Here is a 20,250-nt window from a genome sequence, read left to right as displayed (position 1 = left end):
TGGCAGTTGCTTACAAGCGCCACACCGTGAATCCGGCCGCGTCAAGCCTGTCGCCATCGAAGCGCGCCTTGACGTCGATAAAACATCCGCCGGATTTCAATTTTTCGGCGTACGAGGAATGCGGCTTGGAGAGCAATGGTTCATGGGCTACCGCAACCACCACCGCATCGGCTTGCGGCAAGGCCTCCCAGGCCAATAGCTCGATCCCATACTCCAGCAAGGCTTCGGCTGCATCGGCGATCGGATCATGGACAAACACGTCCACGCCGTAGGCACGCAGTTCGGTGATCAGGTCCCATACTTTGGAATTGCGTAAATCAGGCACATCCTCCTTGAACGTAATTCCCAGCACGTTGACCTTGGCGCCCTTGATATGCCTGTCCGCCTGGATCAGTTGCTTGACGGTCTGCTCCGCGATGAATTTCCCCATGTTGTCGTTGATGCGCCGCCCCGCGAGTATCACTTCGGGGTGGTAGCCCAGCATCTCGGCCTTGTAAGTCAGGTAGTAGGGGTCAACGCCGATACAGTGCCCGCCGACCAGGCCCGGACGGAATGGCAGGAAGTTCCACTTTGTCCCTGCCGCTTCGAGCACCTCCAGCGTGTCCAGGCCCAGCATGTTGAAGATCACCGCCAGTTCATTCATCAGGGCGATGTTCAGATCGCGTTGCGTGTTCTCGATGACTTTTGCGGCCTCCGCCACCTTGAGCGACGACACTTTATGCACGCCGGCGCCAACCACTTTTTCATAGAGGGCGGCAACACGCTCCAGGGTTTCGGGGCTGTCTCCGGCCACGACCTTGATCGTGTTCGCAAGCGTATGCCGCTTATCGCCGGGGTTGATGCGTTCCGGGGAATAACCGACGTGGAAATCCCGCCGCCATTTCAGGCCCGATACCCGTTCGAGCACCGGAATGCAGACTTCTTCCGTGGCGCCGGGATATACCGTGGATTCGTAGATGACGGTTGCGCCTGGTTTGAGCTGGGCGCCGACGGCCTCGCTGGCGCGGACAAGCGGCGTGAAATCGGGTTTGCGGGCGGCGTCTATCGGGGTTGGAACCGCGATGATGAAGATGCCGGCGTTCGCCAGTTGGGCGGGGTCTGTGGTGAAGGTCAGCCTGTCGGCGGCGCGCATGTCCTGCCCGGAGACTGTGCCGCTGGGATCGAGGTGCTTGTGGTAGCTCTCGATTTTTTGCGCAGAAAGATCGTAACCAATGGTCGGCATCAGCCGGCCGAATGCGACGGCCAGCGGAAGACCGACGTATCCGAGGCCGATGACTGCGACTGCTTCCATGATTCTTGTTCCCTCTCCAATGCATTGGGGCCCTGTTCGCCCGCGGTTTCAAGGCCGAACGGAACGATGCTAACGCATGAGGGGCTGAGAGGCGATTGTGTATGCGCTTTGGGCCGGCTGCGGTCTATGGCCGCGGTTGTACCAAAGGGGCTTTTTGGGCCGATGCACGCTGGGTTCCCGCCGTCCGGGGATCAGGTAACCTCACAGACTTCGGACATTGCAGTGTTGCCAACTTGACACGGTCCGTGACGCCGAACCCCTCTATCCCGCGCTTATGCAATCAATTGTTGTTTCTTTTTTAATAGCCTTGCCATGGCTCAATCCATTTGCGCTTGGGCCCTCCCCTGGTGTTATGCCTTGGCTGGTGACGTTCGCTGCTACCCTGGCTCTGGTTGTTTGTGCATCGCTGCGCACCGCCTCGGGCGAACTCCCGTCTGGCACCCCTTTTGCCGAGCGCTGGGCTGGGCGGGTGGCTTGGGCATGGTTGATTGCCGGTCTGGTTAGTAGCCTGATAGGCCTGATCCAGTACTTCGGCGTCGCGGCGGTCCTCGGGGGCTGGGTGAGCCAGACGGTGCCGGGGGAGGCGTTCGCGAATCTTCGTCAGCGCAACCAGTTCGCCAGCCTCACCAATATCGCCTTGGCGGCCTTGATCTGGCTCGTCAGGCAGCGTGGTGCTGCCGGGCCGCGGCAGTGGGTCCCGCTCGCAGGGGCCGCCCTGCTCGCGATCGGTAACGCCGCGTCCTCTTCCCGCACGGGTTTGGTGGAAATTCTTGTGCTCTGTGCGCTGTTTGGGGCCTGGGGTGCATGGCGCCGCCCCCCCGTTTTGCATCTTTTGCTCACGGTGGTGCTGGCCTATTCCGTGGCGACACTGGCGTTGCCCTGGCTGCTGGGGTTTGACCCGGCGGCGCACGGTATGCTGGCCCGGCTGCGTGGCGGCGAACTGGCTTGCGCGAGCCGCAAGGTGCTGTGGTCCAACGTGCTGGACCTGATCGCGCTGAAACCCTGGCTGGGTTGGGGCTGGGGGGAGCTGGACTATGCGCATTACGCTACTTTGTATGCCGGGCCGCGGTTTTGCGAGATTCTGGACAACGCCCATAACCTGCCTTTGCATTTGGCGGTGGAGCTGGGCATCCCTGTGGCAATGCTGGTTTGCGGCCTTGGCGCGTGGTGGGTGATCCGGCGGCGGCCCTGGCGCGAGACGGATGCCGCGCGCCAGCTAGCCTGGAGCGTGATGGCGGTGATCCTGTTGCACAGCCTGCTCGAATATCCCCTGTGGTACGGGCCGTTCCAGGTCGCTTTCGGCTTGTGCATAGGCCTGCTGTGGCGTAGCGGCGGCGAAGTGCCGGTGTCTGGCGCGCCAGGAGCGCCTGTTTGGAGGCGGTTGCTGGCCGTGGCGGCGATGGTGTGTTGCGCCTACGCCGCATGGGATTACCACCGTGTCAGCCAGATTTACCTGGCCCCGCAGGACCGTAGCGCGGCCTACCGCGACGGTACCCTGGCCAAGATTCAGGACTCGTGGTTGTTTCGCAACCAGGTCCGTTTCGCCGAGCTGAACCTGACGCCGTTGACGCGCGATAACGCCCAATGGACCTTCGACACGGCGACGGCTCTGCTGCACTACTCGCCTGAGCCGTCGATGATTGAAAAAGTGATTGAAAGCGCCGTCATGCTGGGGCTTGACGACGAGGCCTTGATGCATTTGGCGCGTTACCGGGCGGCTTTCCCGAAGGAGCACGCGCGCTGGGCCGCTGCAAAGGCCGGCTTGCCTGAAGGCATTGAGCGTTTGCCTTAGTTCATGGATTGGTGAAACTGCCGGATTTCCCGCCGTGCTTTTCGAGCAGTTTCACGTCGGTGATGGTCATGGCGCGATCCACCGCCTTGCACATGTCGTAAATCGTCAGCAGCGCCACTTGCACCGCGGTGAGGGCTTCCATTTCCACCCCCGTGGGGCCGACGGTCTCCACGGTGGTCCGGCAGGCGATGCTGGAATCGCTCTCCTGTGCCAGGAAGTCGACGGCCACGCGGGTCAGGGCGAGTGGATGGCACAGGGGAATCAGCTCGCTGGTTTTTTTGGCGGCCATAATGCCGGCCACGCGTGCGATGCCCAGGACGTCTCCCTTTTTGGCGCTGCCCTGAAGAATGATGGACAAGGTCGCCGGATTCATTACGATACGGCCCTGCGCAATGGCGATACGGTGTGTGGCCGCCTTGCCCGCCACGTCAACCATATGGGCCTGGCCTTGGTCGTCAAAGTGGGTGAGTGCGGGAGGGGAGGCCATGCTTTTACGAAACCTTTACAACGGGCCCTCATCATAAGACTATGTTTGCGAGTCAAAGTCCCCTCAAGAGCCGTTTGTTGGCGGCGGGTGTTCACTTTGGTATCAGTGTGACCATTGCCGCCCTCGCGGCGGCGCTGGTTTTTTGGATCTGGTACCCCTACCCTTACCGGGAAATTTCAGGCGGCCGCGAGCTGTTCATGATCGTGGTGGCCGTCGATGTGGTGATGGGACCCCTGTTGACGCTGGCGGTGTTCAATGTCAAAAAAGCCGCCAAATTGCTGCGGCTTGACCTGACGGTGATCGGCCTGTTCCAGTTGGCCGCACTGGCATACGGTTTATGGACGGTGGTTGTGGTGCGTCCAGTGCACCTGGTATTTGAAATAGATCGTTTCAGGGCCATTCATGCCATCGAGGTGGCCAGGGACGAGCTGGGGCAGGCGCCGGCGGGGTTGAGGGCGTTACCGCTGACGGGGCCCACGTTGCTCTCAGTGCGCGATTTCAAGGACGACAACGAGCGCTCGGATATGACTTTGGAGGCCCTGGCGGGTAAGCCCCTGGGCGCGCGCCCCGGGTTCTGGCAGCGCTACGATCAGGGCAAGGCCCAGGTTCTAGCGCGGGCCAAGCCCCTGGAGGAACTCAAAAAACGTTTTCCGGCCCAGTTGGCTGAAATTGACGCCGCGCTGAAGTCAGCCTCCGGCGGGAGTGACAAGCCCAGGCCCGTAGGCTATATCCCCATGGTGGGGCGCAGAACATTCTGGACGGTCTTGCTGGACACCAACACCGCAGAGGTCATCGCTTTTGTACCCATTGATTCGTTCTAGGCAGATCCGGCCGCCGAGGCGAGGCCCCGTTTTGGGCCGGCTGGCGCTGGCTGTGCTCGCATGGGTGACTTCAGCCAACCTCTCGCTCGCCCAGGCGCCCGCCAGCGTGCCCGGTGCCACGACCGGCTCCTTGCCCTCGCTGGGTGAAACCTCCGAACTGGCGGCTGCCGCGGAGCGCCGGATCGGTGACCGCATCGCCGCGAGCATCTATCGGGATCCGGATTACGTAGACGACCCGGTGCTGACCGACTACCTGCAAAGTATCTGGCTGCCGCTGGTGGCCGCCGCGCGCACGCGCGGAGAGTTGCATGCGGAGCTTGAAGAGCGCTTTGCCTGGCAGGTGTTCCTGATCCGGGACCGCAGCATCAATGCGTTTGCCTTGCCCGGCGGGTATTTTGGCGTGCACCTGGGGTTGATCGCCGCGGTCGGCAATGCGGATGAAATGGCCGCTGTGCTCGGCCACGAACTCAGCCACGTCACGCAGCGGCATATTTCGCGCATGCTGACGCAGCAGTCGCGCCAGACGCCTTGGATGATTGCCGCCATGGTCCTGGGCGCCCTCGCGGCCGGAAAAAACGGCGATGCCGCCAGCGCCGCCATGGTCGGCGGCCAGGCGGTCGCGGTGCAAAACCAGCTCAATTTTTCAAGGGACATGGAAAGGGAAGCGGACCGCGTTGGCTTTGGCGTGATGACCGATGCCGGTTTTGAAAGTCGCGGCGTGACCACCATGTTCGAGAAGCTGCAGCAGGCTTCTCGCTTGAACGACAACGGCTCTTTTCCCTACCTGCGCTCCCACCCGCTGACCACCGAGCGGATTGCCGCCGCGCAGGCGCGCGTGCAACTGGCCTCCGCCGAGGCCGAAAAACCTTCGCGCGAAAAGCTGGTCGAGGCCGGCAAGGCCCGTGTGCTGCACGCGATGATGGCCTCGCGCGCGCGCATTCTGGCGGCGCCCGGGGTTGATGCGCTGCGCTCCATGGTGACGGAGGCTCAGCGCCGCACCGCTCCGCTGGTGCTGCAGTCGCCGGCCTCGGCGGACAACGTACGCGATGCCGGTGTTGTGTACGCGGGCGCCTATGCGTCGGCGCAGCTGCGCGATTTCGCGGGCGCTCGAAGCCTGCTGGCAAAACTCAGGCCTCTCGTCGCGGAGGTGCCGCAAGCGGCCGGCGCGGCGGATTTGCTGGCCGTCGACATCGACCTGCTGGCAGGGGTGGTCCCGGCCACGGCCGCGAGCTTCGATATCTCAAAGGCGGCAGCGCGCGCGGAGGTTTTGACTCAGGCGCGCGCGCTGCTGGCGGCGCAGCGGGCCCAGGATGTCTCCAGCCGGCTGCAGACCTGGGTGGCCGCGCATCCCAAGGATGCGACGGCCTGGCAGTTGCTTGCGGTCGCGTACGGCAACCAGAACCAGAATGTGCGGGCGATCCGGGCCGATGCGGAAAGCCGGGCGGCGCAGCTGGACTATCCGGCGGCGCTGGACCGCTTCAAGGCGGCGCAGGCCCTGATGCGCAGCAACCCCGGCAGCGCGGATTATGTGGAAGGCTCCATCCTCGACACGCGAACGCGCCAGACGGAGTCACTTATCAAGGAACAGGCGCTCCAGGACAAAGTCGATCACTAGCTGCAGCGCCGAATAAATCAGCGAGCCTATCAGCGCGGCGACAAAGCCCGTCACGTTCAGGCTGCTGGTCAGGCTGGCCGCGGCCCAGAACATGAGCGCATTGACGACGAAGAGGAACAGCCCCAGCGTCACCAGCGTCACGGGCAGCGTCAGCAGCACGAGGATGGGCCGCACCACCATATTGAGCGCACCCAGCACGGCGGCCGCGATCAGCGCGCCGGTAAAGCTGCTCACCACCACGCCCGAATACAGGTAGGCGACCGCGAGCAGGGCGGCCGCGCTGAAAATCCATTTAAGTATGAGTTTCATGGCCAAAGAATACCATCGGGCCGTTCAAAGAAAAATGCGCCCCTGGGGGCGCATTGGCAGGGGGCGGCAGCTCCCGTCAGTCGGTCGCGACCAGCAGGCCGGCGCCCGCCAGCGCGGTGGCGTAACCCAGCACCCCGTGGCTTTCCTGGGCCTGTGAGGCCGTTACCGGCTGCATGTCCTGGCCGAACTTCGGCCGGCGGGCATCCAGCACGCGCGCCGCGCCGTGCTGCTTGATCAGGGACTCGGTCTGGGCGATCAGGGTGGTTTGCGCCAGCTGGGTCAGCACCGTGTCTCCCTCTTGTTCCAGCACCGGCTCCAGCTGGGCGAAGACTTTCTCCGCCCATTTCCCGCGCCAGCTTTCGCGCGCGCTATGCGTCACCCATTTGCTGACGCGGTGCGTCACGCGGGGTGCGCAGCCGACCACGATCCAGCGGGTGGGGTTTCGGGCGCCGCCCGTGGGCAGCATGGGTTGCAGCATCTGCAGGGCATATGCGGCGTCGTCAACGTACACGATGATGTTGTCCATGAAGTTCTCCTTGAGTTGTCGTCGTTTTAGAAAGCTTGCTGTTGGCTGGGTTCAGTGAGGGATCAGGTCTGCGTCGCGGTTGGAGCGGCTGCGCCGGGTGGCCCACCAGCCCGCACCTAGTACGCCGGCCACAGCTACTGCGTAGGTGATCCATGTGGCGGCCGTGTGCAGGGTCGCGGCTGAGGGCAGGGCACCGGGTCCACCGTAAATCGGGTCGAGGAGTTGTTCGCTCACGATCATCTTGGCGGCGGTAAAGGCCAGCACGGCGGCGCCGATGTTGATGATGGCGGGGAAGCGCTCCACGAGCTTGAGCACCATGGTGCTGCCGAACACCACGATGGGGATGCTCACCAGCAGGCCGATGACGACCAGGTCGAAAGAGCCATGCGCGGCGCCGGCCACGCCCAGCACGTTGTCGATGCCCATCAGGGCGTCGGCCACCACAATGGTTTTCATCGCGCCCCAGAAGGTGCTGGCCACGGGGCCGTCGTGCTCTTTGTCGCCCTGGTCGGCCAGCAGTTTGTAGGCGATCCACAGCAGGCCCAGGCCGCCTATCAGCATCAGGCCGGGGATTTTCAGCAGCCACACCACGCCGACGGTCATGGCGGAGCGGACCACGATGGCGCCCACGGTGCCCCAGACGATGGCTTTCTTTTGCAGGTTGGGCGGCAGGTTGCGCGCGGCCAGGGCGATCACGATGGCGTTGTCGCCGGCGAGCACCAGGTCAATGAGGATGATCGCCAGCAGGGCGGACCACCAGGGGGCGGTAAATAGTTCCAAAGCTCACACTCCATATCAAGTTTCGACTTGGAAATTCGCGCGAACGAATTTCCGGATTCGTGAAACCGGAATAGGCTTGTGAATGGTTCGGGTCAGGGAACTGGTGCCGCGAACGCCTCGATCAAACCTGTTCAGGTTTCAATCGAAGGTCTGGCTCGACATGCAGTGTCGCTGCATGCCCAACAAGCCGGAAGTGTGAACTTCGTAATGACGACTTGCTGTTAGCGATTTTGCTGTGGTGTCTGTTATCGAATATTGCAGCAAAACGAGGGAGTTACTCCCCTTCGTCTGGATATTGGACAATAAAAATGGATTTTTTGCAAATCCCCTCTGTTCATCCGGGCCCGCGCGTGCCCTGGAGGACGGAGGCCTGCGCCGGGTGGGCGCGGGTTACGACCAGGCCAGGACGCCGTCGCGCGACCCGCTGTTCTGGATGGCTGCAGGAAGCGGCGGCTTGCCAGCTGCGCCTGCGCACCGGTTGCGGCATGCCGCGGGCCGGCTCGAGACGCCGGCAGTGTTGGCGCCATCCACCCCAGGCGGAACCCCGGCTAAACCCGCGCTGGGAAAGCGATTTTGCGGTCTGGCCGATAATGAACGGCCCGGCTCTGCGGCTTCGCGCATCCTTCTTCTTTGGCGCGGCCAGCCCCCTAATTTGGTACCTTATTTCCCATGCCCGGCATCCACATCACCGATATCGAAGCCGCCATCAATTACTGGCGCGACAAAAAGCCCTCGCCGGACGGCGTGACCCTGGCGCCCGAACTGCGTGCCCTGGCCGAGGTTTATGCGCTCATGGTTTTCTACCATGAGGATGAGGCCGACGAAAAAACCTTCCCGCCCAAGGCGCTCGCGGCCTGGCGCGCCTGGTACGACACCACCGCCGATACGCCCTGCATCGCCATCTGCTCGACCAGCCAGGGCGATGCCCTGTGCAAGGGTTGCGGCCGCACTTTCGACGAGGTGCAGCACTGGCCCGAAATGACGCCCGGCGAAAAGCGGGCGACCTGGCGGCGCATCACGCAGGAGGCCAGCGCCTGGCGCTTTGGCCGCTATGCCGATCGGGCCCTGGAGGGGAAAACGCCGGCCCCTGCTGACGAGAAGGCCTGAGGCCGTCAGCAATTAATTTGACAGCGGTGGGCGGCCGGGCGGGCTAAACTGGCGCCATGCTCAGGCTGGCCCGCGCTCCCAATATCGCCATTGCCGCGCTATGGGTGGACGCCTTGCAGCAGGCCGGTTTTGCGGCCAGTGTGCAGCGCTATTTCCTGGGCAGCGTGGCCGGCGAGCTACCGCCCGACCAGTGCCTGCCCGAAGTCTGGCTCACACACGACCACGAGGAGGCGCGCGCGAAGGAATTGCTGCACAGCCTGCAGAACATACCGCAGCGGCGCTGGCTGTGTGCCTGCGGCGAAATGGTGGAGGGCGGGTTTGAACAGTGCTGGCAGTGCGGCGCCGACATGCCGGCGCCGCCTGCGGCGTCTGCCTAGACGCGCTTGGCGAGGTCCGCAGCCAGGCCGACGTAGCTGCCCGGCGTCATGGCCAGCAAGCGGGTTTTTTCGGTTTCGGGAATTTCCAGTGAGCGGATCAGCGCATGCAGGTCTTCGGCCTTCACGGTCTTGCCGCGCGTGACTTCCTTGAGCTTTTCATAGGCGCCCTGCACACCGTAGCGGCGCATCACGGTCTGTATCGGCTCGGCCAGCACTTCCCAGGAATTGTTGAGGTCGTCGCTGAGCGCCTCACGGTTCAGCTCGAGCTTGTTCAGGCCCACGCTCAGGGAGTTGTAGGCCAGCACGGCATAACCCAGCGCCACGCCCATGTTGCGCAGCACGGTGGAGTCGGTCAGGTCGCGCTGCCAGCGGGAGATCGGCAGCTTCTCGCTCAGGTGGCGCAGCAACGCGTTGGCCAGCCCCAGGTTGCCTTCGGCGTTTTCAAAGTCAATCGGGTTGACTTTGTGCGGCATGGTGGAGGAGCCGATTTCGCCGTCCTTCAAGCGCTGCTTGAAGTAGCCCACGCTCACATAACCCCAGATGTCGCGGGCCAGGTCGATCAGGATGGTGTTGGCGCGTGCCACGGCGTCGAACAGCTCGGCCATGTAGTCGTGCGGCTCGATCTGGATGCTGTAGGGCTGGAACGTCAGGCCCAGGCCCAGCGGCTCGGGCGTTTCGATGACGCTGCGGCTGAAGGCCTCCCAGTCGAAATCGGGCCAGGCCGAGAGGTGGGCGTTGTAGTTGCCCACGGCGCCGTTCATTTTGCCCATCAGCTTGACGGCGGCGATCTTCTCGCGCGCATTGGCCAGGCGCACCACGACGTTGGCGATTTCCTTGCCGACGGTGGTCGGGCTGGCGGTCTGGCCGTGCGTGCGGCTGAGCATGGGCTCGGCGGCGAACAGATGGGCCATCTCGCGCAGCTGGGCGATCACCTTGTCGAGCGCCGGCAGCACCACCAGGTCGCGGCCGCTTTTGAGCTGCAGCGCGTGGCTGGTGTTGTTGATGTCTTCGCTGGTGCAGGCAAAGTGCACAAATTCGCTGGCGCCCTTGAGTTCGGGCCTGGCCTCGAACTTGGACTTGATCCAGTACTCGACGGCTTTCACGTCGTGGTTGGTGGTTTTTTCGATGTCCTTGATGGCCGCGGCGTCGGTTTCCGAAAAATTCTTGACCAGGCCCAGCAGATAGGTGCGGGCGCCCGGGCTCAGCGGCTTGAATTCGGCGAATTTGGCGTCGGACAGCGCGATGAACCAGGCCACCTCCACCTGGACGCGGCGGTGCATATAGCCCTGCTCGGACATCAGGGGGCGTAACTGGGCAAGCTTGCCGGCGTAGCGGCCGTCCAGCGGGGACAGCGCGTTGATGGTGGAAAACGGGGTGGAAGAGCTCATCCTCCAATTGTAGGGCGGCCCCGGGGGCCGGCCTGCGGGACTGTCCAGATTTGCGACGTTTGGAGGGGCCTGTCAGCCGGGGCCCGGGCTTACTCGATAGAATGCACTTCCCTCGGACCACGATCTCACACCACCATGAAACTCATCGGATCCGCCACCAGCCCCTATGTGCGCAAAGTGCGCATCGTAATGGCCGAGAAAAAGCTCGATTTCCAGTTCATCCTGGAAGATGTCTGGGCGGCGAACACCACCATCAGCGCGTCCAACCCCCTGGGCAAGGTGCCCTGCCTGGTCATGGAAGGCGGCGAAGCCGTGTTCGATTCCCGCGTGATCGTCGAATACCTGGACACCCTGTCGCCCGTCGGCAAGCTGATTCCGACCCAGGGCCGCGAGCGTGCCGAAGTCAAAACCTGGGAAGCCCTGGCCGACGGCCTTGTCGACGCCGCCATCCTGGCGCGCCTGGAAGCCACCTGGAGCGGCCGCAGTGCCAAGCAGCGCAGCGATGCCTGGATTGACCGCCAGATGGGCAAGATAGACGCCACCCTCAAGGCCATGAGCACCGGCCTGGGCGACAAGGCCTTTTGCAGCGGCATCCACTTCAGCCTGTCGGACGTGGCGGTCGGCTGCGCGCTGGGCTATCTTGACCTGCGCTTCACGCAAGTCAACTGGCGCGAACTCTATCCCAATCTTGCCAAGCTGCAGGACAAGCTGATGCAGCGCCCCAGCTTCGCGGAAACGATTCCGCCGGGCTGATCAGACAAGGGGAGGCTTGCGCCCGGGCATTCGCCGCGGCGGGGCGAGCACCCGGAGCCAAGGACCGCCACGCGCAAGGGCGCGCCGCCCATGGGCGGGGCCTTGCTGGCTGGAATATAAAAATGCTGCGAAGCGCCCCGGCGCGAACGAGGGAGGGAGGGAGGAGGAGGAGCGCCCCGGGATTGCAGCTGAACCTGGACGGCTCAGAAGGCTTCGCAACAATGAAACTGTTTTGTGCCAGCGCTGCTTGTGACAGCAAATGCGCTTGCGTAAGTATGAGCGCACAAGCCGCCCGGAGTTCCCCCCGGCCGCGCTGCATCAGGTAAATTTTTGTTAACGACGCAGGGCAGGTATGGGAAGCCGAAATGGCCGCGGATGACATTGCGCTTCACGGCACCACCACTAGCTGTTTTTCGATCTCCTGGATGAAGGCGCGGCCGGCCGGATCGGCCGCGGAATTGAAACTGGTGACACTGCTGCCGTCTCGCGCGATCACGTATTTGTAGAAATTCCAGCGCGGCATGGTGCCTGTTTTGGCCGCCAACTGCTTGAAAAGTGGATTGGCGTCTTTGCCGGTCACACTGGTCTTGGTGAACATGGGGAACTTGACCCCGAAGGTGTTTTCGCAGAAGTCCGCGATTTCCTTGTTGCTGCCGGTTTCCTGCGAAAAGTCGTTGGAGGGAAAGCCCAGCACCACCAACCCCCGGTCCTTGTACCTGGCGTAGAGCGCCTCCAGCCCCTGGTATTGGGGCGTGAAGCCGCAGAAACTGGCGGTATTGACCACGACCACCACTTGCCCGCTGTACTGGCACAGCGACTGCGGCTTTTCGTCCTGCAGGCGCAAAAAGTTTTGTTGCAAAAGAGCGGGGCAGGCCGCGGGCGCCGCCGGGCCGGCCGGGGCCGCTGCCGCCGGGCTGGCGGCGATCAGGGCAGTGCAGCAAAGCATGCCCAGCAGGAGGATACGGGGCTTGAAGGCGGGCATGGTTAAACTCACGGGCAATTGGGTGGTGGGTGCACTGCGGTTCATTCTGGCGCTGTTCGGTTGGCGGCACAAATCGCCTGGGCGGGAGACCCCACAGCAGGCGCTGCGGCACTTGCGGGATCCAGGCCGTTTTTTTGAGTGAAAAAACAGCTGAATTCGAGCCCCGCGTAGGCAAACATGCCGGAATGAGCCCGAATTTGCCTGATTTGCCGGTAATTTGCCGACAAATCGCAAGTTGTCACATTAGCCGCCTAAAATCACCCCTAATACCCAGGATGCGCCCGGCAGCGTCCAAGGCAGATTTATCCGCGAATTCGATCGCGAAGGAGTTCTCAATGCTTTACCCCGAACTGTTCAAACAACTTGAATCCGTCCGTTGGGACATGGACAAGGACATTCCATGGGCCAGTTTTGATCCGGCCAAGCTGACCGATGAGCAGGCCCAGACCATCAAGATGAATGCCATCACCGAATGGTCCGCATTGCCCGCCACGGAAATGTTCCTGCGCGACAACAAGGATGACAGCGACTTCTCGGCCTTCATGTCGATCTGGTTCTTCGAAGAGCAAAAACATTCGCTGGTGCTGATGGAATACCTCAAGCGCTTCCGGCCCGACCTGGCCCCCACCGAAAAAGAGCTGCACGAGGTTCGCTTCGAGTTCGAACCCGCGCCCGCGCTGGAAACCCTGATGCTGCATTTTTGCGGCGAGATCCGCCTGAACCACTGGTACCGCCGTGCCAGCGAATGGCACACCGAGCCGGTCATCAAGCAGATCTACACCCAGCTGAGCCAGGACGAAGCGCGCCACGGTGGTGCCTACCTGCGCTACATGAAGCGCGCCATCAACAACTTCGGCAATGAAGCGAAATCCGCCTTCACCAAGGTCGGCGTGCTGATGGCCAGCGCCCGCCGCACGGCGCAGGCCCTGCACCCAACCAATCTGCACGTGAACAAGAGCCTGTTTCCGCGCGACACCATCCAGAGCCGCTTGCCCAACCCGGAGTGGCTGGAGCACTGGCTGGACACACAGATCAAGTTCGACGCGGTGTGGGAGGGCAAGGTGGTCGAGCGCATCCTGCACAACCTGAGCCTGCTGATGAACCAGAGCTTCAAGACCGTGCAGGAGCTCAACCGTTACCGCAAGGAGATCGGCAAGGAGCTTGCCGATTCCATCAGCGCCAAGCCGTCTCCCGCCGGCGCCTGATGCAGGACCTGCGCTGGCCGAGCAGCGCCGGCGGCCGAAGCCGGGTGGTCGCGCGCGGCGCGCAGGTGTTCGCGGTGGCGAACGCCAGCGACCCTCAGCTGGATTTTGATGGCCAGCTTTCGCAGACGCTGGAGATGCTTGACGCCCACCTGGCGCATGTAGGCGCTTCGCGCGCATCGCTGCTGAGCGTGCAGATATTCCTGTCCGACATGCGGCACAAAAAACAATTGGACGCCGCCTGGCGCGCGTGGGTGGGCGAGGACAGCGCCGCCTGGCCCCAGCGTGCCGTGGTGGGCGCCGAGCTGGACGGCGGCCTGCTGGTCGAGATCGTGGCCCAGGCCTTCCGTTAAAGTCGCGGGATGCCCAGCCATCCCCAGCCCCCTGAATTCCTGAAAAAAATCGTCTCCCGAGAGGAGGCGCCGCGGCGCCTGGCCGCGCTGCCCCGCCCTATCGTCTTTACCAACGGGGTGTTTGACGTGCTGCACCGCGGGCATGCCAGCTACCTGGCCCAGGCGCGCGCGCTGGGCGGCAGCCTGGTGGTGGCTCTGAACACCGACGCCTCGGCCCGGCGGCTCGGCAAGGGGCCGGACCGGCCGCTCAACAACGAAGAGGATCGCGCCGTCATGATGGCCGCGCTGGAGTCGGTGAGCCTCGTCACCTGGTTCGACGAGGATACGCCGCTGGAGCTGATTTCCGGGCTGCGGCCCGACCTGCTGGTCAAGGGGGGCGACTACGACATGGACAAGCTCGCCGAAACGGCGGTGGTCAGGGCCTATGGCGGCGACGCCCGGGCGATCCCGTTTGTGGACGGCTATTCGACCACCGCGCTGGTGAAAAAAATCAGGGCTGCGGGCGGCACTTGAGGCCTGTGCGGCAGCGTCAGGCCGTCTTGGCGATCAGCACGGCATTGGAGCCGCCGAAGGCAAAGGAATTGGACATCACCGCACGCAGGTCCTTGGCGCTGCGCGGCGTCAGCGGGACGTAGTCCAGGTCGCAGCGCGGGTCGGGCTGGTGCAAAAAGGCCGTGGGCGGCAGTTGCCCGGCGCGCAGGGCCATCACGCTCGCGATGAATTCCATGGCGCCGGCCGCGCCCATGGCATGGCCGTGCACGCCCTTGCTGGAACTGATAGGCAGGTCCCAGGCCAGGTCCTGGAAGGCCAGCTTGATGGCGCTGGTTTCCACCACGTCGCCTACGTCGGTCGCGGTGCCATGGGCATTGAGGTAGCCGATATCGGCGGCCCGCATTCCCGCATCCGCCAGCGCCAGCGTCATGGCGCGCGCCTGGCCTTGGGCATCGGGCTGCGTCAGGTGATGGGCATCGGTGGTGGAGGCGTAGCCGCAGAGTTCGGCCAGGATGGTAGCGCCACGGCGTTTGGCGCTTTCCCATTCTTCGAGCACCAGCATGGCGGCGCCTTCGGCCAGCACCAGGCCGCTGCGGTCGGATGAGAACGGGCGGCAGGATGTTTCGGGGCCGTCGGCGTGGGGCTTGGCCAGCGTGTGCATGGCTTGCCAGGCTTTGATGGTGCCGCGGTTGAGCAGCGCCTCCGAGCCGCCGGCCAGCATGGCGTCGGCATAGCCATGGCGGATTTGCCGGAAGGCCTCGCCAATGGAGGCGGCCGAGGAAGCGCAGGCGTTGGAGATGGTGCTGCTCGGCCCCTTCAGGCCGAACTCCATGGAGACATGGGCGGCAATCGCGTTGTTCATCGCCAGCACCACGGTCATGGGGCGCAGGCGGGCAACCTTTTGCTCGAGCAAGGCCGTATAAGCCACGTCGGTGGAACTGGCGCCGCCGCTGCCCGTGCCCAGGGATACGCCAAAGCGCTCGGCGGCAAAGCTGTTGTGCACGGCGGCGGGGTCCCCCAGGCCGGCCTGCGACATGGCTTCGCGGCCCGCCACCAGCGCAAACTGGCTGACGCGGTCCATGGTCAACAGCCGGGCGCGCGGGAAATGGGGGTCGGGATCAAAATCGATCGCGCCGGCCAGCACGCTTTCGGTGCCGGTGGGGAAGGGAATGTCGACGGCGCGGATGCCGGAGCGGGCGGTCAGCAGGGCGTCAAAAAAAGCCGGGGTGCCGGTCCCCACAGCGGAAATGACGCCCAGACCCGTGATGGCAACGCGACGCATGGATGTCCTGGGGCGCCCGCCAGGGGCTTAAGCGGCGGGCTTGCCCGATGGCAGCAAAGGCTCGATCAGCTGGACCATTTCGGCCAGGGTCCGGGGCGGATTGGCCTGGTCGGGAATCTGGATGCCGAACTGGTCTTCAATCTGGAAGAGGAATTCGATGACCGCCAGGGAGTCCAATCCAAGGCTTTCCAGCGTGGCATCAGGCAGCAGTTTTTCCTCGCTGATGCCAAATGTCTCGGCAAAAAGTTTGATCAAATCAGAATTCATCACCCAACCAGTACGTATATGCAAAGCGTCATTGTCCCACCATCGCCGTGACAGCTGACCTTTGTTCAAACCTCGAGGTTATTTTACAAAAGCGGTGGCGTTGTTTTTGTGCTTCAGGGGGTGTACATCTGCCGGACGGCATCCGACAGGCTGAACGTTCCCAGGAGCTCCCCTAAATAGCTGACAGGCGCCGGTGCAACGGCCGCTGCGCCGATTTCGGCGCGCAAACGGGCGTTGCTGAACACCGCATCGGCTGTCAAAAAAGGCAGGTAGGGTTGCAGTGCCTCGAACATCCAGCGCTGGCGGGCGAATTTGGGTGTCGGCACGAAGTCGCGCCCCCGCATCACCAGCTTGCCTATGCCCGGCATGGTGGCCGTCAACTCGTCGGCCAGCACTTTGAACGTCATGGAGTCTTCGCCGGTTGACACGTGGTAGCAGTCGTGGGCCAGTTCGCCCTTGAGCAGCATTTCGGCGAAAGCGCCGGCGATGAAGTCCACGGGCGCGAAATCGAGCTTGGCCAAGGGGTCCAGGGGAACGTCCCCTAACTCGGCCATCACGGGAATCGACCACAGCATATTGCGGGAAAGCTTGGCGTCGTCAATGCCGCGCGACAGCACGATGCCGGGGCGCAGGCTGACAAAGGGGCTGCCTGCGGCGCGCAGCAAGGTTTCGGCGTCGCGCTTGGACCGGATGTAGTCATTGGCGTAGCCGGCAAATGGCATGTCTTCCGTGATCACGCCGCGCGGCTCGGTGGTAACCGCCGCGGTGCCGACAAAAAAGCCGCGCTGCGACGGAGCCAGGTTTTTAAGAATGCCGGAAAACTGCTCGGCCGCCTTGATGTTGATAGGGTAAACCCCTGCGCCGGGCTTGAAGGAGGTGCTGGCCGCCGAGTGCAGGATCACGTCGGCGGACTGCAGCACGGCCGTGCTCAGGCCGAAATTGGGCTCGATGACGTCGCCGGCTTCGGCGGACACCATTTCGGCGAATTCGGGTTTCCACAGAACGCTCTTTTTCAGGCGCTCCAGGAGGCGGTCACGGGCTTGGTTCGAATCGGCGGCGCGCACCACAGCGGTGCTGTAGACGCCGCGCGCGGCCAGAAGAAGCATTAACTCGCCGCCAATCAGGCCGGTTGCGCCCGAAAGCAGTACGCGTTTAGACATGTGAAGAAATGTAAAGCAGAACCTGGAAGTATAAGCCAGCCCATGTGACAGAGCTGCAAAACCCCACTGGGCGAAACCGTCTAAATCAGCACAATCGCACGCTGGCCGGGCTTTTTTGGGCAAGTGGGGCAAGCACCCCCTCGCCGCACCCGGTTTATTCCCCGGCCTGCGCCGGAGCGGGGGCGTCGCCGCTCCGGCCGCGCAATCGCCTGCTGGTGCGCCGGATGAAGTGCTCCAGGTCGTCGATATAGGTGAACACCGCAGGCACCACCAGCAGGCTGAGCACGGTGGAGGTGATCAGGCCGCCGATCACGGCAATCGACATCGGCGAGCGAAAGCTCGGGTCGGCCGCGCCCAGGCCCAGCGCGATAGGCATCATGCCGGCGCCCATGGCCAGCGTGGTCATGATGATGGGCCGCGCGCGCTTGTGGCAGGCGTCCAGCAGCGCGTCCCAGCGCGACATATTGTGGTCGCGCCGCGCCACGATGGCGTACTCCACCAGCAGGATGGAATTCTTGGTGGCGATGCCCATCAGCATGATCAAGCCGATCAGCGAAGGCATGGAGAAGCTCTTCTGTGCGACCAGCAGGCCGACGAAGGCGCCGCCCAGGGACAGCGGCAGGGCCGCCAGAATGGTGACCGGATGCAGGAAGTCCTTGAACAGCAACACCAGCACGATGTAGATGCACAGCACGCCGGTCAGCATGGCCAGGCCGAAGCTGGCAAACAGCTCTCCCATGACCTCGGCATCGCCGATTTCCACCACCTTGACGCCCGCCGGCAGGTTCTTGATGGCCGGCAACTGCTTGACGGCCTCGGTGATGTCGCCCAGGGCCCGGCCCGAGAGCTCGATCTCGAACTTGACGTTGCGCGACCGGTCGTAGCGGTCTATGACCGCCGGCCCGCCGGTGATTTCCAGCGTGGCCACCTGGCCCAGCATGACCGGGCCGACGCCGGGCTTGACGCTGGGCACGGCCAGGCGCTCGAGCACGCTCAGGTCCTTGCGGGCCGCATCGTCGAGCTTGACGACGATGGGCACCTGGCGCTGCGAGAGGTTGAGCTTGGGCAGCGATTCCTCGTAGTCGCCGACCGTCGCGATACGCAGCGTCTCGCCCATGGCCGCACTGGTCACGCCCAGGTCGGCCGCGCGCGCGAAGTCCGGCTTGATGGCGATTTCAGGCCGCACCAGGCTGGCGCTCGACGAAATATTGCCCAGGCCGGGAATCGTCCGCAGATCTTTTTCCACCGCCATCGCGGCGGCCTGCAGGGCGTTGGCGTCCTCGGCCGTCAGCACCAGCATGTAGGCTTCGCCGGATCCGCCCAGGCCGACCTTGCTGCGCACGCCGGGCAGCGATTCCAGGGCCGCGCGCATCTTGTTTTCAATGCCCTGCTTGCGCGGGCGTTCGTTGCGCTCATCGAGCAGCACGGTCAGCGTGGCCTTGCGGGTTTCCGCCGCGCCCTGCATGGCGAAGGGGTCGCCGCCGGCCGTGCCCCCGCCTATGGTGGTATAGACGTTCTTGACGTGCTCGACCTTGCTGATGAGCTGGCGCGCGTGCTCGGCCGAGGCCCTGGTCTGCGCCAGTGTCGCGCCGGGCGGCAGCTCCAGGTAGACCTGGGTCTGCGAGTTGTCGTCGGGCGGGATGAAACCCGTGGGCAGCAGCGGCACCAGCGCCACCGAGCCGAAGAAAAACAGCGTGGCCATGGCCATGGTCTTCACGCGGTGATGCAGGCACCAGGTGGCGGCCCGCATGTACCACCGCATCCAGCCCGGATCGGTGTGCGTGCCCACCACGGGCTTGAGGATGTAGGCCGCCATCATGGGCGTGAGCACCCGCGCCACCACCAGCGAGGCGAACACGGCCAGCGACGCCGTCCAGCCGAACTGCTTGAAGAACTTGCCGGCCACGCCGCTCATGAAGGCGGTGGGCAGGAACACGGCGATCAGGGTGAAGGTGGTGGCAATCACCGCCAGGCCGATTTCGTCGGCCGCCTCCATGGCGGCCTCATAAGGCGTTTTCCCCATGCGCAGGTGGCGCACGATGTTTTCCACCTCGACGATGGCGTCGTCCACCAGGATGCCAATCACCAGCGAGAGCGCCAGCAGCGTGATCACATTGATGGAAAAGCCCAGCAGGTGCATGCCGATGAAGGCCGGGATCACCGACAGCGGCAGCGCCACCGCGGAGACGAAGGTGGCGCGCCAGTCGCGCAGGAACAGCCACACCACCAGCACGGCCAGGATGCCGCCCTCGTAGAGCAGGTGCATGGAGCCGTCGTATTCCTCTTGCACCGGCTTGACGAAGTTGAAGGCTTCCACAAGTTCCACGTCGGGGTATTGCCGCTTGAGTTCAGCCAGCGCGGCCTGCACGGCGGCGCCCACGGCCACTTCACTTTCCCCGCGGCTGCGCGAGACCTCGAACCCGACCACAGGTTTGCCGTCCAGCAGCGCGGCCGCGCGCGGCTCGGCGGTGGTGTCGGTCACGGTGGCGACCTGGTCCAGCCGTATGCGCCGGCCGTCGCTCAGGGCCAGCTCGATGCCGGCCAGTTCCGCGGCCGACTTCACCGTCGCCAGGGTGCGCATGGGCTGCTCGCTGCCGCCCAGGTCGGCGCGCCCACCGGCGCTTTCCGTCTGCACCTGGCGCAGCTGGCGCGAGATGTCGGACGCCGTGGCGCCCAGGGCCTGCAGGCGCGACGGATCCAGCGCCACGCGCACCTCGCGCGAGACGCCGCCCACGCGGTTGACCGCGCCCACGCCGCGCACGGCCAGCAGCTTGCGCGAAACGTCGTTGTCGACGAACCAGGACAGCGCCTCCTCGTCCATGCGCGGCGAGCGGATGGTAAAGGCCAGCACGGGCTGGCCGGCCAGGTCCATCTTGGAGACTACCGGTTCGCGCACGTCGGCGGGCAGTTCGCTGCGCACCTTGGACACCGCGGCGCGCACGTCGTCCACGGCTTCCTGCACGGGTTTTTCGAGCCGGAACTCGGCCGTGATGGTGGCGCCGCCGTCCTGCACCTTGGTGTAGATGTGCTTGAGGCCCTGCACCGTGGCGATGGAGTTTTCCAGCTTGCGCGCCACTTCGGTTTCAAGCTGGGCGGGCGCCGCGCCCGGCAGCGAAGCAGACACCGTCACCGTGGGCAGGTCGATGTCGGGAAAGTTCTGCACCTTCATCGCCTTGAAGGACAGTATGCCGGCGAAGGTCAGCAGCACAAACAGCATGACCGCCGGAATCGGGTTCTTGATCGACCAGGAGGAGACATTCATGAGC

Annotated in this window: 20 protein-coding genes; 9 read left to right on the top strand and 11 right to left on the bottom strand. The window is 64.0% G+C overall.

Annotated elements, in window-relative coordinates; translation table 11 throughout:
• Positions 1 to 10: 10 nt before the first annotated feature.
• A complete protein-coding gene (locus AC1DUN_RS19840; protein ID WP_477715463.1) occupies positions 11 to 1,291 on the bottom strand; it encodes a nucleotide sugar dehydrogenase in 1,281 nt (426 codons plus the stop codon).
• A 274-nt stretch (positions 1,292 to 1,565) separates the two neighbouring features.
• Here AC1DUN_RS19840 and AC1DUN_RS19835 point away from each other — a divergent pair, with 274 nt between their 5' ends.
• Entirely contained in the window at positions 1,566 to 3,083 is a 1,518-nt protein-coding gene (locus AC1DUN_RS19835; RefSeq protein ID WP_477715462.1) for a PglL family O-oligosaccharyltransferase, read from the top strand.
• Between the two features lies 1 nt (position 3,084).
• On the opposite strand, the gene moaC is transcribed toward AC1DUN_RS19835, so the two are convergent.
• The gene (moaC, locus tag AC1DUN_RS19830; RefSeq protein WP_477715461.1) at positions 3,085 to 3,570 is read right to left on the bottom strand and encodes a cyclic pyranopterin monophosphate synthase MoaC; all 486 of its coding nucleotides are present in this window, start codon (positions 3,568 to 3,570) and stop codon (positions 3,085 to 3,087) included.
• A 41-nt stretch (positions 3,571 to 3,611) separates the two neighbouring features.
• Between moaC and tfpZ the strand changes: the two genes are divergently transcribed.
• Positions 3,612 to 4,391, top strand: coding sequence for a TfpX/TfpZ family type IV pilin accessory protein (gene tfpZ / locus AC1DUN_RS19825; RefSeq protein ID WP_477715460.1), 780 nt, complete (start codon positions 3,612 to 3,614; stop codon positions 4,389 to 4,391).
• A gap of 64 nt (positions 4,392 to 4,455) precedes the next feature.
• Positions 4,456 to 6,006 carry a M48 family metalloprotease gene (locus tag AC1DUN_RS19820; RefSeq protein ID WP_477715459.1) on the top strand — a complete coding sequence of 517 codons (1,551 nt, stop codon included), beginning with the start codon at positions 4,456 to 4,458 and terminating at the stop codon, positions 6,004 to 6,006.
• On the opposite strand, the gene AC1DUN_RS19815 is transcribed toward AC1DUN_RS19820, so the two are convergent.
• From AC1DUN_RS19815 to AC1DUN_RS19805, 3 genes are all read right to left on the bottom strand, one after another.
• Positions 5,962 to 6,315 carry a phage holin family protein gene (locus tag AC1DUN_RS19815; RefSeq protein ID WP_413326536.1) on the bottom strand — a complete coding sequence of 118 codons (354 nt, stop codon included), beginning with the start codon at positions 6,313 to 6,315 and terminating at the stop codon, positions 5,962 to 5,964. The genes AC1DUN_RS19820 and AC1DUN_RS19815 overlap by 45 nt on opposite strands.
• Before the next feature lie 76 nt (positions 6,316 to 6,391).
• A complete protein-coding gene (locus AC1DUN_RS19810; RefSeq protein ID WP_477715458.1) occupies positions 6,392 to 6,841 on the bottom strand; it encodes a hypothetical protein in 450 nt (149 codons plus the stop codon).
• Positions 6,842 to 6,892: 51 nt separating this feature from the next.
• Complete coding sequence (locus AC1DUN_RS19805) at positions 6,893 to 7,621, bottom strand: TerC family protein (RefSeq protein WP_477715457.1); 729 nt, start codon at positions 7,619 to 7,621, stop codon at positions 6,893 to 6,895.
• Between the two features lie 669 nt (positions 7,622 to 8,290).
• Between AC1DUN_RS19805 and AC1DUN_RS19800 the strand changes: the two genes are divergently transcribed.
• Entirely contained in the window at positions 8,291 to 8,728 is a 438-nt protein-coding gene (locus tag AC1DUN_RS19800) for a DUF3717 domain-containing protein (protein WP_477715456.1), read from the top strand.
• A gap of 56 nt (positions 8,729 to 8,784) precedes the next feature.
• Positions 8,785 to 9,105 (top strand): DUF2007 domain-containing protein, encoded by a 321-nt coding sequence (locus tag AC1DUN_RS19795; RefSeq protein ID WP_477662115.1) that lies wholly within the window; start codon positions 8,785 to 8,787, stop codon positions 9,103 to 9,105.
• On the opposite strand, the gene purB is transcribed toward AC1DUN_RS19795, so the two are convergent.
• Positions 9,102 to 10,493 (bottom strand): adenylosuccinate lyase, encoded by a 1,392-nt coding sequence (purB, locus tag AC1DUN_RS19790; protein ID WP_477715455.1) that lies wholly within the window; start codon positions 10,491 to 10,493, stop codon positions 9,102 to 9,104. The two genes, AC1DUN_RS19795 and purB, sit on opposite strands and share 4 nt — an antisense overlap.
• 135 nt (positions 10,494 to 10,628) lie before the next feature.
• Between purB and AC1DUN_RS19785 the strand changes: the two genes are divergently transcribed.
• Positions 10,629 to 11,246: a glutathione S-transferase family protein gene (locus tag AC1DUN_RS19785; RefSeq protein ID WP_477715454.1), complete on the top strand. Its 618-nt coding sequence runs from the start codon at positions 10,629 to 10,631 to the stop codon at positions 11,244 to 11,246.
• A 388-nt stretch (positions 11,247 to 11,634) separates the two neighbouring features.
• Here AC1DUN_RS19785 and AC1DUN_RS19780 read toward each other — a convergent pair whose 3' ends face one another.
• Entirely contained in the window at positions 11,635 to 12,192 is a 558-nt protein-coding gene (locus tag AC1DUN_RS19780; RefSeq protein ID WP_477715487.1) for a glutathione peroxidase, read from the bottom strand.
• Between the two features lie 371 nt (positions 12,193 to 12,563).
• On the opposite strand from AC1DUN_RS19780, the gene AC1DUN_RS19775 reads away from it, so the two are divergent.
• Genes AC1DUN_RS19775 through rfaE2 form a run of 3 tightly spaced genes read left to right on the top strand, consistent with a single transcriptional unit; the run spans position 12,564 to position 14,296 of the window.
• The gene (locus tag AC1DUN_RS19775; RefSeq protein WP_477662112.1) at positions 12,564 to 13,433 is read left to right on the top strand and encodes a ferritin family protein; all 870 of its coding nucleotides are present in this window, start codon (positions 12,564 to 12,566) and stop codon (positions 13,431 to 13,433) included.
• Entirely contained in the window at positions 13,433 to 13,783 is a 351-nt protein-coding gene (locus tag AC1DUN_RS19770; protein ID WP_477715453.1) for a Rid family hydrolase, read from the top strand. The genes AC1DUN_RS19775 and AC1DUN_RS19770 overlap by 1 nt, the downstream gene beginning before the upstream one ends.
• 9 nt (positions 13,784 to 13,792) lie before the next feature.
• Entirely contained in the window at positions 13,793 to 14,296 is a 504-nt protein-coding gene (gene rfaE2, locus AC1DUN_RS19765; protein WP_477715452.1) for a D-glycero-beta-D-manno-heptose 1-phosphate adenylyltransferase, read from the top strand.
• A 16-nt stretch (positions 14,297 to 14,312) separates the two neighbouring features.
• On the opposite strand, the gene AC1DUN_RS19760 is transcribed toward rfaE2, so the two are convergent.
• The 4 genes from AC1DUN_RS19760 to AC1DUN_RS19745 all read right to left on the bottom strand — a co-directional run bounded on the left by AC1DUN_RS19760 (position 14,313) and on the right by AC1DUN_RS19745 (position 20,246).
• Positions 14,313 to 15,557 (bottom strand): beta-ketoacyl-[acyl-carrier-protein] synthase family protein, encoded by a 1,245-nt coding sequence (locus AC1DUN_RS19760; protein ID WP_477715451.1) that lies wholly within the window; start codon positions 15,555 to 15,557, stop codon positions 14,313 to 14,315.
• Between the two features lie 27 nt (positions 15,558 to 15,584).
• On the bottom strand, positions 15,585 to 15,812 hold the full coding sequence (locus AC1DUN_RS19755; protein ID WP_051001974.1) for an acyl carrier protein: 228 nt from the start codon (positions 15,810 to 15,812) through the stop codon (positions 15,585 to 15,587).
• Between the two features lie 125 nt (positions 15,813 to 15,937).
• Positions 15,938 to 16,984 carry an SDR family oxidoreductase gene (locus AC1DUN_RS19750; protein WP_477701161.1) on the bottom strand — a complete coding sequence of 349 codons (1,047 nt, stop codon included), beginning with the start codon at positions 16,982 to 16,984 and terminating at the stop codon, positions 15,938 to 15,940.
• Positions 16,985 to 17,138: 154 nt separating this feature from the next.
• The gene (locus AC1DUN_RS19745; RefSeq protein ID WP_477715450.1) at positions 17,139 to 20,246 is read right to left on the bottom strand and encodes an efflux RND transporter permease subunit; all 3,108 of its coding nucleotides are present in this window, start codon (positions 20,244 to 20,246) and stop codon (positions 17,139 to 17,141) included.
• Between the last annotated feature and the right edge of the window lie 4 nt (positions 20,247 to 20,250).

The sequence above is a fragment of the Polaromonas sp. P4_F6 genome, from assembly GCF_056401275.1.
The sequence above is the reverse complement of the archived record's forward strand: the minus strand, read 5'-3'. Positions and strand labels throughout refer to the sequence as shown.